This is a genomic window from Cyclobacterium plantarum (assembly GCF_011290685.1).
GTDB classification, from domain to species: Bacteria; Bacteroidota; Bacteroidia; order Cytophagales; family Cyclobacteriaceae; genus Cyclobacterium; species Cyclobacterium plantarum.
In genome coordinates this window covers 387,138-402,034 of the sequence record NZ_JAANYN010000004.1, presented here as the reverse complement: position 1 = coordinate 402,034, position 14,897 = coordinate 387,138, and the positions used below count along the sequence as shown (strand labels likewise).

General features: G+C 44.3%; 11 protein-coding genes. All 11 read right to left on the bottom strand.

Annotation, left to right across the window (positions count from 1 at the left end; all coding sequences use genetic code 11):
• Positions 1-143: 143 nt before the first annotated feature.
• From G9Q97_RS11760 to G9Q97_RS11710, 11 genes are read right to left on the bottom strand one after another with little or no spacing between them, the layout of a single operon-like run.
• Positions 144-2,789, bottom strand: a complete 2,646-nt coding sequence (locus G9Q97_RS11760) for a hypothetical protein (protein ID WP_166147042.1) — start codon at positions 2,787-2,789, stop codon at positions 144-146.
• An 11-nt stretch (positions 2,790-2,800) separates the two neighbouring features.
• Positions 2,801-5,482 (bottom strand): hypothetical protein, encoded by a 2,682-nt coding sequence (locus tag G9Q97_RS11755; RefSeq protein ID WP_166147040.1) that lies wholly within the window; start codon positions 5,480-5,482, stop codon positions 2,801-2,803.
• An 8-nt stretch (positions 5,483-5,490) separates the two neighbouring features.
• Positions 5,491-8,673 (bottom strand): baseplate J/gp47 family protein, encoded by a 3,183-nt coding sequence (locus tag G9Q97_RS11750; RefSeq protein WP_166147038.1) that lies wholly within the window; start codon positions 8,671-8,673, stop codon positions 5,491-5,493.
• A 29-nt stretch (positions 8,674-8,702) separates the two neighbouring features.
• Positions 8,703-9,113 carry a GPW/gp25 family protein gene (locus G9Q97_RS11745; protein WP_166147036.1) on the bottom strand — a complete coding sequence of 137 codons (411 nt, stop codon included), beginning with the start codon at positions 9,111-9,113 and terminating at the stop codon, positions 8,703-8,705.
• A 14-nt stretch (positions 9,114-9,127) separates the two neighbouring features.
• Positions 9,128-9,421: a PAAR domain-containing protein gene (locus G9Q97_RS11740; RefSeq protein ID WP_166147034.1), complete on the bottom strand. Its 294-nt coding sequence runs from the start codon at positions 9,419-9,421 to the stop codon at positions 9,128-9,130.
• 6 nt (positions 9,422-9,427) lie between these two features.
• Entirely contained in the window at positions 9,428-11,173 is a 1,746-nt protein-coding gene (gene vgrG / locus G9Q97_RS11735) for a type VI secretion system tip protein VgrG (protein WP_166147032.1), read from the bottom strand.
• Positions 11,163-11,858 (bottom strand): CIS tube protein, encoded by a 696-nt coding sequence (locus G9Q97_RS11730; RefSeq protein WP_166147030.1) that lies wholly within the window; start codon positions 11,856-11,858, stop codon positions 11,163-11,165. The genes vgrG and G9Q97_RS11730 overlap by 11 nt, the downstream gene beginning before the upstream one ends.
• Positions 11,859-12,011: a DUF5908 family protein gene (locus G9Q97_RS11725; protein WP_166146540.1), complete on the bottom strand. Its 153-nt coding sequence runs from the start codon at positions 12,009-12,011 to the stop codon at positions 11,859-11,861.
• Positions 12,008-12,451 carry a phage tail protein gene (locus tag G9Q97_RS11720; RefSeq protein WP_073093354.1) on the bottom strand — a complete coding sequence of 148 codons (444 nt, stop codon included), beginning with the start codon at positions 12,449-12,451 and terminating at the stop codon, positions 12,008-12,010. Before G9Q97_RS11720 ends, G9Q97_RS11725 begins: the two co-directional genes overlap by 4 nt.
• Positions 12,452-12,454: 3 nt before the next feature.
• Positions 12,455-12,883 (bottom strand): phage tail protein, encoded by a 429-nt coding sequence (locus tag G9Q97_RS11715; protein ID WP_073093359.1) that lies wholly within the window; start codon positions 12,881-12,883, stop codon positions 12,455-12,457.
• 33 nt (positions 12,884-12,916) lie between these two features.
• A complete protein-coding gene (locus G9Q97_RS11710) occupies positions 12,917-14,890 on the bottom strand; it encodes a phage tail sheath family protein (protein WP_166147028.1) in 1,974 nt (657 codons plus the stop codon).
• Positions 14,891-14,897: the final 7 nt, after the last annotated feature.

The window sequence follows — 14,897 nt, the reverse complement described above, 5'->3', positions numbered from 1 at the left end:
GTCTGGAAATCGCGCACTTTCTGTGTTGTTTACATCACTGTTGAGTCGTTGAGTTACTGGATTAGAGATTAAAGTCTGTGGAACTAGGAAAGAAGCCCATGAGGGACCAATCATCATCCGGAATTTGTATGATTGGTCCCTTTTCATAACCTTAATTTTTCAGTAATACCATCAATAATTCTTCTTCTCCCTCTTACCTGAGGCCCTTCGATATATATATCTGCCTTATCAGTCCAGGGTTCCATAAGGTTTTCTATTTCGGCTCTATTGGATTCATTGGTCAATACTACAAAAAGGGAGGCCTTTGTGGCTTGTTCTTTCTCGTGTAATTTAGACCTTAGATTCAAAAACCGGAAAATCAAGTCATTTGTATTGGTTGTGTTTTTGTAGTCATCAATCATTTCTATACTGGCCCAGCTTCCATTCATCCAATCACCGGTCAGGTAAAGTTGATGAGAAACTCCTGACCCTGTCAATTCATTTCTAATCGGCCCGATGATCCTTCTCAGGGAGGCGGGCAGGTCTTCATAACTTTGGGGGATTCGGGGAGGGTTATTGGTTCCGGTAAATCTTGCGTCTGTTTTGAGTCGTTCAATAAGCGAATACCATTCCTGCCACTTTCCCTTGTATGCCCCATAATCGTCATCTTTATTGGTAGGGGCAAATTCATTCTGCAACTGCATATAGGTAGATTCTCTGTACAATCTTTTCTCCTCACAACGAATGGCATCCAGCCTGAAGGTCTGATCGGTTTTCTCCATTCCGTCCTGGGTATAGGTATAGACAGGGCTGTTGATATTCAGGGTGGTATCTGCAAAACTTACTGTAAATTCATCATCATATGGTCTCGTGATTAGAAACCTCTTTAAAGATTCATCATAATCAAACACCAATCCCTTTGGAAAACGCTCATTAAGGCTTTCAGTAATGGCATGCATCCTCCGATTAAATATATTCTCCAAAGGAATGGCCAAAGTTACAGGTCCACTGATCATCGGCTGCCCGTTGATCTCGTAATCCCTGATCACCAAAAGGTAAGATTCGGGTTGTACTCCGGAATTTCTGCGACTTCCCTTCAGACTCCTGGACAAATTATTCAGGTATTTGAGGGTACTGATCCAGGGATAGGAACAAGCAGCTACCCTGACGTGCGAATGGTCCGACTGCCTGATCTCATCCACCACCCGGTAGGAAAGAGACAAGTCCCCAAATACCTGGTTTTGATAACTCAACAGGATATAGGTTCCCGATTTGGCCACTCCTCCCATACTTATACTAGAAGGATGGGATTGCAAAAACTTCTTTAACTTCCCATCTGTAGCCGACAAATCAAAATGATATACTTTAAACTCCAATCCAAACTGCTTCACCATCGACAGCAGCGACTGATAGGTTTGTTCTCCATCTGCTCCTAAATGCCCTCCTATCCAATACGAATCCAGTCCGCTGTATTCCATCAATAAAGGGTTACTTCCAATATCATATCTGAAAATCAATGGATTACCCTTAAATCGCCAATGGGCAGTGAGGCCCTGGTTGTTTTGATAGAAAAATGGAATGGAAGGAAAACGGCTATTGGAAGATGAGTTCCCATTGGGAATGATTCTCAGCCCTTCCCCTCCGCTGATTCCAAAGGAAACGAGAAGGTAATAGGTTTTTTTCAAAAGAGAATTGATCAATTCCAGCTGTTCGGTTCCTGAGCCCAGGGATGGGGAAGGAAAAAAAGCATGCCGGAAGGACGCATCGCTAATTTTTCCAAAAAGCAGGTGCTTGGGAAATGCAGCTATATCAGGATTTGGCCAGGAGTTAAAGATTTTCAATTCAGCCAATAATTCATTGTAAGTTCCTACCAAATCTTTAGCCAAAAGATAGCGATACTGATTGTATTGATAAGCAGCGTCCTGTTCAAAATTGAATACCGCATCCAATAAAGTATCCAGATCCTCCCTTAAGGCAGTTATTAAAACACTATCCTCAAAAAGAAATTCAAATTCGTTTAGAATAGTCTGGATTCCTGATTTAAGGTCTGCAATGGTGTTTCCATCCAGTATAGCATCTCTGTAAAGGCGATCTATCTGCAATTGGGAAGACGTATTACTTTCCTGATGCACTACTTTCAGCAATTGAAGCGGAGAAAGGGCAGAAACGGCATTGTCGATTTGTCTTTTTCTTAGGAAAAGAGGATCATGACTGACAAGCTGTTCCACATCACCTTCGTTCATCATCAAAATTCTCAACCGGGTAACCTGTTCTTCTCCCTGATTGTCACAATTTATATCCCCACATATATCCTGGGGTTTGGGGTAGCACTCCAGGTAGGCCAGCAGGATTTTGTCCTGCCAGTCAGGAAGACTATCCAATGACTGGGCATTTTCATCGTTTTCCTGACACATTTCCCACAGAGGTACCTGTCCTTCTTCAGGAAAAAAATATGGGCTATACCTGGCATTCGCATCTTCATATTCCCTGAAATGGGTAAATATGAGCTGATCTATGCCAATATTTTTCTCTTTGGGTTGGGTTTCGGTTAGGGCCTGATGCAGCAAAATTAAATCACCATCGGTTGTAATTCCCACCCCCTGACGAATGATAAGCTGGGTCGTTTCGGAAGACTCGTCCAACTCGATTTGCAGGCCATGGAGGATGCCTACACCGAACAGGGCCATACGTGTGAGCCGGTCCTGATCTTCAAAATAGGCTATGGTCTCGTTTAGCTGGGTATGGGTAAGCACCTGATCAGCCTTATAGTGTCTGTATTGGTAGATGACGGAACTAAGTTTGTTTGACATGGCCGTTGGGATTAAATGGTACCTAAATTTGTTCTTCCTAATATGATGCTATCCCGCAATGCATTGCTTTCATTCTCTTCTTCACAATTATACAATGTGCCTGTGGGATAAATGGAGCGCAATTCGGAAAGTATTTTTATAAATTGTCCGTGATTTTCATATGTTCCCTGGCTTAAACCCTTTAAAAATTCCAGGTAGGCCTCTTCAAAGAGTGACAGCTGGTCTTCCTGGTCTAGATCTCCGGTATTGGCTCTTCCAATCCAACATATTTTTGCCAGGATGTGGGCCGGTAACTCCTCCCTGATCAGGTTTTCCAAAAAATCCCTGAAATCCCTATCCGCAAAACGAAAGGTATTTCCAGGTAAAACCATCGTTACCCTGAAAGAATAGGGATCCAGGCAATTTCCTACCTGACAATCTTCTTTACAAAAGGGTAAAAAGGTGTTATTTGTGTCATCTTCCTCATCGATATTGGGCCTCAACAAGATGTTTTCTACCAAAAATAAGCCTTCATCATCAAATTCACGATCCATAAAATCTTTAAATGAAAGGATTGCCTGTGGAAAGTTCTGAAAGGCATAATACCTGTATTGGCTGGCGATAATATAGTCCGGGTCATCAGTGTCAGTAATGGACGGATCAATGATGCTGAAAGAAAACCTTCCCGATGGAGACTGTGTGATGCGAAAACAGCCCAGAGAAAACGGAGTCTCCGGAATTTCTTCTAACCCATCAAAAAAAGCACTGATTTCTTCCCTGGAAAAACCTTTCACCAATTGAATTACCAGGTAAATTTCTTTATGGGCAGCAGTTCGGCTAGGGTATTCTTCAGTTGCCGTCAATAAAATGCTTCTGTTATGGTCATAGATCCTCCAGCGGTACACCTTGTCGCCCTGAGCATTAGTAAGTGGATAAATCTCGACGAAGGATCTGGCCAGGTTTTTCCGCATAAAATTTCTTATCCCAGCCAATAAGGCCACTCTTTTTTCGAATCCAGAAGTATTGTCGCTGTCCCAGATACGGTTTAAAGGTTGCTGGTAATAATTCATGGCCGTGGACCTTTCTACACTTATTTTTCCATACTCTTTTAAAAAAAAGGACTTGGTATCCAGCACTTGCTGGTCAATACCCGTTCCATAGATCTTTTTCATTAAAAAAGCATAGTCACTGAATTTCTCTGCAAACCTGGCCAGAAGATGATCCTTGATTTTCTGGTTCCTTGCATTGGCTTCATCGAAGGCAGCAAATAATTCCTCATTCAGGTCCCCGGTTGTATACCCCTCTACCAAAAATTCATTATGGTCTCCAATATCTGTCACCGCTCTGGTGAAATAAGTTTTTTCAGAGGTTGTAAAAACTGATAATAAGGATTTTACCTGAGACAGGTGTTGGAAATAACTGACCAATACCTGGTCAAAGAAGGACAAATAAGCCTTCAGTTGATTGGCCTTTCTTTTCCGCGCCGGGTCAACCGTTTCGGGCAATCCAATGGGACCCACCCCATATACTTCCGGAAAGTCATTGCGGATACTTGCATATTCTCCCAATGGATAACTGTAGGGTTCTGGTAAAGAATAACCCTTTTCCTTCACCCCATATTGCAAATCGTATTGTTCCTTTCTCAATACCTCCTTGTAATTGGCCACCCGTTCTTGATTCACATTTACCGGCAATAAACCTTTAAAAAAGTTGAATTTACTTTTGTCGCAAAGCACAGGTTTTTTTCCGGGATCCACTGGGATGACCCATCCTCCATCTTCATTTTCTTGCTCACAGTGGTTGATCCTGATCTCCTTGATGGCCGTAACCCCCTCCAGGTCCATGATCAATTGAATAATATCAGATTGCCGGATTTCTTTTCTAAGGGAAGCTTGCTTTACCTCCTTGGGATCCAAAAACCCATGTTTCAAGGCAGGTCCTTCAAATATCTGATCTGTAGTATATCCCTTTTCAAGCATTTCACTAAAGGAATAAAACCGGATATCCGGAGAAAAATATTGCCTGATGCCCTGGTCAATGGAGGCTGCAATCCACTCCTCATCTGCCTCCGATTCCAGCTCAATTATGGCACAAACCTGAATCGGATGCTCATCTACAGCCACAACTTCTACCAGATCCTCACATAAATTCCTGTTTTCATGATAGCTTTTCCTGATTCTATTCTTAACCGATTCCACCGACACTTCCTCCTCTACATCTACCAGGATGCGGTGCAGCCCCTTAAGGTCAAAAGAACGACTGTCTTTGGACGCTATCCCCTCCAAAACCTCCGGATGGTAGGACATTTTAAGGTTTTTGCAATCTGCATAAAGGGTCTGCTGATAAGGTTCAAGCCAACAATTGCGAACTCCCTTCAAATCGATGAAAAGCATTCTGTAATCCAGTTCGGTTAAGGCTTTACAAGGCAGAACATCCGGACCCAGGTGAAAATGATCCTTCAGAAAACTCTTCTTATCCCCCTCAAAAAGTAAATCCTGCACAGGTAAAGAAAGCCGGTATCCCAAATCTGTGATGGCATAACACAAAACCTCCAAAATGGTAACCCCCGGATCATGGGCATTATAGTCAGTCCATAGGCCGGAACCCAGCTTTTGAATCCTCGAAATTCCCTCCTTCCTTAGAAATTGAAAATCCAGATCATCCTTGCTGTGGACATCTTTAGAAATAGGGCCATATGTTTTGGAATTCATCATTGGTCAAATCAATTGGATCCGTACAAAATGATATCGTGTGATTTGGCAGATACCAAAATATGCCTGGGGCTTTTGGGTAATATTTCTTTTGAAGTTTCTATTCCATCTTTAAATACCCTGAGTTGCTGTATAAAGTCCACATAATCCAACTTCTCAATAAAGTAAATCAAACCGCTAAAGTTGAAATGATTGCTGAAATCAATGGCCTGCCTGTTTTCAGCAGTCCAGGGTGCCAAATGATGAATAATGTCTTCTTCCATAAAGTTGGAATAATAGGCTTTGTCCAGTCCTGACTTAAAACTCACCACCACCTTGATGCTAATTTCCTCATACAGAGGATTCATTACAGTGAGTTTCACCTGAGGGGATATTTTTGCTTCCAGGAAAACTTTGATCTGATTTAATTTGGACGCGCTAAGCGTTGGTTGAAACAAATCGTATACGTTTTTATTCACCGTGTCGGGCACGGTGATCAGCGTTACCTGCCCTGGCGAAAGGTGAGATTTTTCACAGGTATGGTTCAAACATTTCACCTTGTAAACTTCCGGGAATTCCTGGAGCACCAGGTGTTCATAATCCCATAGGGAAACAGCCCGGTTTTTATGTCTCAGGCGTTCGCTGACCCTGGTATAGAATTTTTTATCAGTCTCCGGGGCTTTCCCCCCAAATGTATTATAGGGTTGACTTACGGCCTTGACTCCCGCTTTTCGTTCTGCCATTTTACCGATAGTACCGGCAGGCAAGCCATCCTGAAGATGTTTGAGTTCATTTCCCCGGTCCTGAAATTTCACTTTTACCGCCTGCGCAAAAACGCCCAATACCCGGCTGGTCGCATCATAGGGAGCCATTGATTTAAGCCTGATCCAGGTAAATTCGCCGGGCATTCTGGTTTGACTTTCAAGTGCTTCCTGAGGTAAATTCAAAACGATAATTCCGGATTGAAGCAGGTTTTCCGTTTGATTGGAAACGATCTGATCCTTGCTCAGAGGTTTCCAGTAATTATCCACCAGGACTGCCCAGGAAAGGGTATTTTCTTCGGAAAAATCCGCATGCTGGGGGTTTTCACTTCCTTCCAGCACCTGAAATAATAGGGACAGTTGCTGGTTCTTTTCCAGATTTTCAATCCCCACAAAAAGTTCTCCTCCCGAGCCTGGGAAAGACAGTAGATAAGGTTGCTTTTCCTTTACATGAGCAATGCCCTCTTTTTTCGTTTTTTGCTCCTCCAGGTAGCCAAAATCATCCCTAAGAAACAATTGTAAATCTTGTGCTGAATTAGTAGTTAAATCATAAGTTACTTCACAATCAAAATCCACTTCCAGACTTTCCATAAGTGGGGTATAGGGTTCGTTGGGGATGGGCGTTTCAGGCTGGTCACTGGCCATGGCCAAAGCATACAACCTTGGGTAAAGTTCATGCAGAAAAGACTGTAAGAGGGAAATTTTAACCCCTCCCCTGGCATCGATCTCTGTTTTACCAGGTTTTGGGGAGATGGCTATTGAAGTACTGTAATTGCCCGAATTCTCCTCGAAAAGTGCTTTGGAGCCGGTGTAATTGGTCCAGTTGTTTCCATCACCTAAAGAAATACTGGCTTTAAAATAATCATCCCCATCGACAATTAAATTTTCCGGATCGTCATTTACCTTGATCTTTTTGTCCAACAAGGGAGCTTTTAACCCAGTGGGCTGCAACAAAAACATTTTAATGGGTTCGGCCAAGGTTGTTACCGGTTTGAAATGTTGGGAAAAATAATTGTCTTTGCTTAAATAGTTCTCCCCTAAATCACGGTATCCAAAATACCAATGCTTAAAATGTTGGGGAGGTTTTTCTGTGGATTTATCCGGCGTGTTGGACCATTTTCCTTTTATAGAAATGCTTTTTGGTTGCTTGTAATCCCATTCCGGATATTTAATATAAAAGCTGCTGCCTTTTTTGGGAACACTGCCAAAAGGCTGAAAGGGTTTGGATGGATTGAGTATACCCAGATCGGACTCCAAAACAGGTTGCTGAATACCTTTGTATTTAGATTTGACCTTGACCTTTTTGACCGGTGATTCTCCCAGTGCTTTGATCCATTTAAAGGTTTTTGGGATTCCGACAGTCAAATCAAACCAAATGATGGGGGAGCCCTCCCCTACGATTTGGCCATGAATTTTTTCATCCTGCGAGACCAGAGAGGGCTGTTCTTTCCCCAGATGAATAACGATACCCAATTGGTTTTCGGTAACCGAACAGCTGAGCCCGACTTCAGGATGATTGGATGGGGTCAAAGTGATCCACCCTTTTTCCCCACTCAGATGAGCGGTTAAAATTTCAGGGATATCACTGGCTTCACCGGAAAAAGCCAATTTTTTTGTGAATTCAAACTCAAATTTAAAATATCTGTCCGCTGTGGCAGCGGCTCGCAGGGAAGGAAAAGCAAGACCAAAACCGAAGGTGGCCGGGGCCAATTCCGGAAAATCCGCTGTACCCAGCTGATGTCCAAATGGCCACCATCCCGAAGTTTCCGATTTGAAAGGTTCGCCTCTGCCATCAAGAGAATTCGCCACCTGACTGATCCTTATTTTCTTGCCAGCCTCGTCTACCCATCTGTTTTTCAAGTGGGCCACCTGGGCCAGATTGGGAGAAAATCCCCGGGTACTGCTATAATACCTGGCAATTCCTTTTTCGTCCTTCCCTGCATCGAAAAGCTCCCCTTCAGGAAGGAAAACCGCAGGGCTTTTGGATGCTTCAATCAGCAGGAAGGTTTCATCAGCCTGGGGTGCTTTTCTGGGGATATTCAAAACAGTGGAATAATAAAAATCAAGGTGCCTTTTGGTAATTCCATTTATGTGGTCCTTTGAATAGCCCAAAAGTTCAAGAAAAGCAACTAGTAGGGTCATATGGGGGGCCAAATCAGCAGAGGCGGAGAAAGCCTCTAATTTGGATGCTATGGACTTTTGTAAATCCCGGTAAGCGGTGGAACCCTTTTCTGGCAGCTCCTGTATATCGATTAACTCCTTGAAAAATAGTTGCCAGTCTTTGTGGATTACAGGGGAACTGATTTTAGGAAAATAAGGCAAAAACCGGGCAAAATTATGGGCAAAAAGCAACCAATCTTCCACTTCCAGACCCATCAACTCTATATTGTCAGGATCAAGTGCTGAAAGATTTCTATCAGCTTGTGAGCTGCCCTTCCTCCATAATAATTTCAATATGTGCAGGTTTTCCGGTTGCATGTGTTTTAGTTGGCATTTCCTTCATTGAGGTAATAGGGATAGACCAGGTTGAACCTGGAATTGGTACCTCGTACCATGTAGGTTAAATGGATCAATACCTTACCTTCGACCATTTCTTCTTCTGTGATGTCAATTTTTTCCACTTCAATACGCGGTTCATGGTACAAGATGGCAGTACGGATCAATTCAGACACATAAGTAATAGTGGTCCGGTTCAGGGGGCTGAACTGCAATTCATCCAACTGGCAGCCATATTTGGGTTGCATTACCCGCTCCCCAAGCCGGGTGGACAAAAGAATCCAAAGGCTTTCCTGAATATCTGTGACCCCGAAACTCATTTCTACCGATTCGGACTTATCATTGAAGGCAGGAGGAAAGCTCCATCCCGTACCTAAAAATTCCATTTCATCTTCCATGTTCACCTGTTTTTTTATCCAATCAGAACAGTTGCTAAACCCGCCACAATGGACCCTCCATGTGAGGTGCTGTCTCCCATTCTTGCTGCAGGCATGCCACCAATCATTACAGTAGCAGAACCGGCCACAATGCTATCCGGTGGTCCGGAACAGGTGGCCATATCTCCTACCCTCGCAGCAGGCATTCCTCCAATTAATACCGTTGGCTCACCAGGGGGCATTACTGGCCCACCTACATGCGGAACCCCTCCGGGATTGACCATGGGGCAAATGTGCATGTCTGTAATTCTTGCTGCTGGCATTCCCATTTTATATTAATTTATTTGTATCAAAGATCCTTTAATGGTAGTAGTCGCACTACTGGAAACCGTAGACCCGGCCGATCCCTCAGCGGTAAATTCTGCCTGGGCCCTGACCTTAACATTGGTACCCTCCAAACTCAGGTCACCACTGCACTTCAGGATCAGGTCACCCGCACTTTCCACTTCAATGCCATCGGCATTGAGGATTACTGTATTACCGTGGTCATCGCTCATCTCCATCTGGTCAGCATCATCATCCAGGGAAAACTTTTTTCCCTTTGGCGTTTCAATAGTGACCGCTGCCTTTTCATCATCAAACAGAATCTTTATCCCTTCACGTGACACATAGCCCTTTTGATGGTTATCATCTGCAAGGGCTATGGGAGCCGGATTTTTACTGCTGTGAAGGGAGCCCAAAACAACTGCCTGATTGGGGTCTTCATTGATAAATCCAACGATTACCTCGTCTTCAATTTCAGGACGGAATACTATGCCTCTTTCATTGCCGGCATCCAAACAGGCCAACCGACACCAAATCCCTTGTTCTTCTCCATTAATAACGGGTAAGGTCACCATTATCCTGTCCTCTCCCTCGGGGTCGTCCTGTAGTTGGGACACCTTTCCGATCTGCAGGCCTTTAACTGCTCCAAACAGACCTGAGGCAGGTTGGGCATGAATTGGGAATTTTTCCGAAAACCATTCAGGATCCATTCCGAATTGCACATCTACCAGCCAATTTCCCGCCGCCAACTGATGCATGACACCTGATACAAAAGCCTTACCAGAGAATCTATTACCTACCCCGCTGAGATCAATTAATTTACCTGGCGCTGCTTGCGGAATCCCCTGAAATTTGACCCTGCCTCTGATTTTGGATAATTGCTGTATTAGCCACTTTGAATCCGCCCAGTCCTGAAGACTTACTTCGGCAATTCTTCCTCCATTTCGGAGTTCAATTGGACCCAAACCCATGCGATCTGCCAGGTTTGAAGGAGAAAGGTTGCCATTTAGACTTATTCCTGGATCATTGGCTTCAATTTTTTCCATTACCTGGTCTGCCGAATTCCAGGCTTGTGTAGACACACTTTCCACCTGATTCCTGGCATCTATTTCTGCATCAAATTCCAGTATATTGGCGCCAAAAGTAACCGTCTCCAGGCTATCCTGTGCTAAATCGGGCTCGGTGACCAGTACCTTTCCCCCTTCTACCAAAACAATCCTTCCATTGGCCTGAGCCCTTGTTACCAGAAAATCCCAATCTGTACACTGGTATTGGGTCAATTCGGGATGGGTAAAATTGGTGGCGGCTACTTCAGCCTCCAATCCATTTCGGGAAATCAATTGCTCCATCAGATCACTGTCCTTTTGATCATAGAAATATCCCGAACTGCGGTTAACGTGCATTTTATAGGCTTTGTCCCTGCACTCAATTACCAATTCCTGCCTGCCATCCCTGACCCTGAGTTTATGGTTGACGATTATCCCTTTGAAGATGGATTCGTTGTCCGAATGGTATCCTGCCAAAACTTCTATTTCATTTCCGGGAATAAAGGTATCCTCATTGCTTAAAGGAAAGTCACTAAGTGAAACATCTCCATCTACAATACTTATTTTTGCATAGGGAATCCGATTGATTTCCTTTTGGACAACAATACTTTGCACATGGACAGTATCCGGTAAGGTGTCTCCTTCAATAATCAAATCAAAAGTGACTAAATCTGAACTTCTACTGGTTTGTATCACATTGTTATTGGGCATTGGCTTGTTTTTGTAGAGGTGGAAAATAGAGTACCTGCCCGGGTTTGAGGCTTCTGAAATTGATCAGCTTATTAACTCTGGCTACTTCCAGGTAATATTTTGGATCTCCGTATATCCTTTGCGACATCAAAGAAAGATTTTCACCCGCCTTTACGACCCTGAAATGGGTCAGGTCCGGCGAACTGTTGTTTTCTTTGGCGGCACGCAGGTTATCTTCAACAAAACCTTTGAATTTGGCTTTTGCCAAAGCCCTGAGGGGTGTACCATCTGCCCTAAATAGCTTGAACTCCAAAGTCATCTCGGTCAGACATCCCTTGAAAAGCAGGCTGCCCCAGGAAATCATCACATAATTGGGTTTGTGCTGATCGCCATTGTAATCCAGGATTACTTTTTTGAAGTGTTCGATATCATCAATCACGCCATCTTCGGTAGCTTCCTTTCCCGGAACCACTCCAGTGCGGTCGAAAAGGAATTCTAAATCCAGTTCTTCGGGAAGCTTCTTGTTGAACCTGGTTGGAGCGGCACTGGTACCCGGAGCCTGGTCCTCATTTTGATCTATTTTATATTGATAAATGTATTTCTCAGGATTCAGCAGGGTCGTAAATTCTCCATCAGCCACCTTTTCGTTAAACTCAGGGTCACTGTAAGCCACCAATTTCAATTTCTCCAATTTACCTTCGCTCATTTATCTTTCATTTTGAAGCCTCAGGATTTCCATGACCTGTTCCACACACTGGGCTACCAATTCCTCTTTTCCCGTAACATTCCCATTTTTTTTCTTTCCGGGATCGTCCACATGAATTTTAATGTGCAACTCTTTGATTTCTATAGGCATCATTCAATGGTTTTAAAATACTGGTAGGAAAACTCAAGGGTTTCGATCACCAGCTTGCTCTCCTGTGCATTAAAATCATCCACAGCCCATTTCACCGGAAAGGCATGCACCACATTCCAGGTCATCAAAGGCTCATGTTCCTCATTCAACAGTTGCACGGTAAGGTCTTTGGGAGCAAACTCAAAATTCTCAAGGGCATCTCTGCACCAACTGATCAATTCGGACCCCACCATCAAGCCTCTTTTCAGGACCAGGTTGGCATATTTGGTTTTTACCGGAAACTTGTGCTTGAACCTGTTTTCGCCACCTTCGGCAAACTCCTCTGTATCCATGTCCACCGTCAATCCGGAAACAGACTGAAAATGGGTGTCATTCTCCTCCCCGTCTAAGCCCGAAAAGCTGACAGAAAAATGAAAGCCAACCGGAGGATATGCATAGGCCATAAATTAGTCGTTTTGGATGCTGAGTCCTTCATGAACCAATTCCATGCTTTCTATGGCCACCTCATTGCCATCTGCTTTCAGGTCGGTTGACTGTACTTTTGTGGGCCATGCATTTTTTACCTTCCAGACCACCACGGGCTCGTGTTCCTCATTCAGCAGGGAAATGGTAATGTCCCTCCTTTCGATTTGATTGAGCTGAACCGAATTCCACCAGGCATAAAACTCATTGTCGCTGGCGAAAGTCCCTCTTTTCAGGGTAATGTTGCTGAATTTTTGCATGCCTGGCATTTTGGTTTTGCTATATTCAGGACTTGCCCCGTGTCTGTACTCAATGACTTCGGTCTCTACATCCAGACCGGAAACTTCTGTAAAACCGATATTTGTTCCAGCCCACTCTACTTGAAAGTGAAACTTAGATAATGGGTAACTCATGGTTTGTTACATTTAAATGGTTCATTGTATAAATCAGGATTCCTGCATTTTATGAGAGAACTTCAGAATGATAAATTCTGCCGGCCTCACGACGGCCATGCCAATCTCCACATTCATCCGGCCTTCCAGAATATCCATGGCGGTCATGGTCTGCCCCAGGCCCACTCTTACGTAAAAGGCATGTTCCGGCTTGGCCCCGGGCAATGCTCCGGCCCTCCATTGTTGTACCAGAAAATTCTCTATCATGGCCCTGACCTTCACCCAGGTGTTGGCATCATTGGCTTCAAATACAAATTGTTCCGTAGCTTTTTTTACGGATTCTTCCACCATATTGAAAAATCTCCTGACCGGCACATAACGCCATTCATTGTCGTTACCGGCTAATGTTCTCGCTCCCCAAACCAAGGTGCCTTTACCCGTAAAGGATCGGATGGCATTGATGGACTTCCCGGCAGTAGTGTCCACATTCAACCTGTCCTGCATTTCGTTGGTGATTTTTACCGTTGGCTTGACCACATATTTCAATGAAACATTGGCGGGTGCTTTCCAAACCCCATTGTTGGCATCCACCCGGGCATAAACTCCGGCGATAAGCGGGGAAGGAGGCAATATTACCCTGAGCCGATTGATTTCATTTTTTATTTTATTATAGGTGCTGCTGTCTATATCCTCCACTTCACTGAGGGCCAGGTCATGTAAAGCCCCTTCGGATTCCATATCCAGCTCTTCAATATCCAGCAGGGCATCCAAAATAGGAGGATCGATCAAATCAAGGATCCCTTGTAGCAGGGCATTTACATCGGTCGAAGTAATGCTGGTATTCGCATCACCCGAGGCCTGTTTTACAGCCGTTCCATCCACATCCTGGTTTAGAATATCCAAATGGCCCTGAAGCCCTGCAATAAATGCAGGCAGGTCAGCACCCTCTTCCAATTCATCATTCAGTGCATTGGCTGCCTCTGTGGCTGCTGTTGCCAGGGCTTCATCTGTTGGCTGGGCCAGTGCAGCCACATTATTGGTATCATCTACTACTTCGGCCATCAGACTTGAAAATTCATTCAAGGCATCAATGATGTCCTGAAGGGGATCACCAACGGTGGCCTTATTGGTAACCGCATCTCCATCCGATCCGGCCTGAATGGCTGTATTGGCATCGGTAAAAGCAGTAATTTCACCCGGCAAATCGGTCATGATACCTTCGGCCTCCACTAAAATTTCATCTATTTCCTCCATGATATCCGAAACAGGTGAAGCATCGGTAATCATATGGGAAATCTCCGTTTGTTCCGGATCATAACTGTAATTGAGAATGGTTTCCACATAAGGGTAATAAACGGCCCCATATTTTTTCTCTTCCAGATCCCCGGTAATCAATTCCCTAACTCCTGTATCCAAAGAAATCTCCGTTTCCATGATATTGGTATAGGTGTCGATGATGGTAAACCGGTCCCTCATTTTCCGGCAGAGTGCCAGGGCATTGTTATAGACAGAATAATACTGACTTGGTTCCGGCAGGGATATGGCATCCGGAAACAAGATCAAAGTCGGTTCATCCTCTTTTTCCAATTCCTGCAAGCCCAGGTTAAGTGCCGCCATGGTAACCGGGGAAGCGGGATCCGCTTCTTCGTAAATACCGACCGAAATGATAAAACAGGGCCCGCCTCCATTGGCAAAATAGGCCTGCATGGAATAATACATCAGAAAGGGCGACTTGTCCTCGGGGTCCGGCCCTTCCACCAATACCGATTTATCTCCTTCCGTCTCTGAAATCTGCACTTTTATTCCAATTTCAGGGTCAGGTCCTCCAAAGAACGTTTCATATTCCAAAAGGGAAACGATACGTTTAGGCTGGTTCAAAAGGGTTTCGGTGGTATCTGCCTCCTTCTCCCTTGCTTTTTCCGTGTAGCCAATAAAGGCCGGAATTGCGGTTTCTACCTGTGCTACGGACGGGGGGAATTTTGAAATCTCCTCAATGTAGACACCTGGTGTTCTGTAATTTGCTGCCATGATTCAT

What these genes read in the sequence shown, in the direction of transcription:
- G9Q97_RS11760 (WP_166147042.1), bottom strand. Translation starts at nt 2,789, where the DNA reads ATGTCAAACAAACTTAGTTCCGTCATCTACCAATACAGACACTATAAG.
- G9Q97_RS11755 (WP_166147040.1), bottom strand. Translation starts at nt 5,482, where the DNA reads ATGATGAATTCCAAAACATATGGCCCTATTTCTAAAGATGTCCACAGC.
- G9Q97_RS11745 (WP_166147036.1), bottom strand. Translation starts at nt 9,113, where the DNA reads ATGGAAGATGAAATGGAATTTTTAGGTACGGGATGGAGCTTTCCTCCT.
- G9Q97_RS11740 (WP_166147034.1), bottom strand. Translation starts at nt 9,421, where the DNA reads ATGGGAATGCCAGCAGCAAGAATTACAGACATGCACATTTGCCCCATG.
- vgrG (WP_166147032.1), bottom strand. Translation starts at nt 11,173, where the DNA reads ATGCCCAATAACAATGTGATACAAACCAGTAGAAGTTCAGATTTAGTC.
- G9Q97_RS11730 (WP_166147030.1), bottom strand. Translation starts at nt 11,858, where the DNA reads ATGAGCGAAGGTAAATTGGAGAAATTGAAATTGGTGGCTTACAGTGAC.
- G9Q97_RS11725 (WP_166146540.1), bottom strand. Translation starts at nt 12,011, where the DNA reads ATGATGCCTATAGAAATCAAAGAGTTGCACATTAAAATTCATGTGGAC.
- G9Q97_RS11720 (WP_073093354.1), bottom strand. Translation starts at nt 12,451, where the DNA reads ATGGCCTATGCATATCCTCCGGTTGGCTTTCATTTTTCTGTCAGCTTT.
- G9Q97_RS11715 (WP_073093359.1), bottom strand. Translation starts at nt 12,883, where the DNA reads ATGAGTTACCCATTATCTAAGTTTCACTTTCAAGTAGAGTGGGCTGGA.
- G9Q97_RS11710 (WP_166147028.1), bottom strand. Translation starts at nt 14,890, where the DNA reads ATGGCAGCAAATTACAGAACACCAGGTGTCTACATTGAGGAGATTTCA.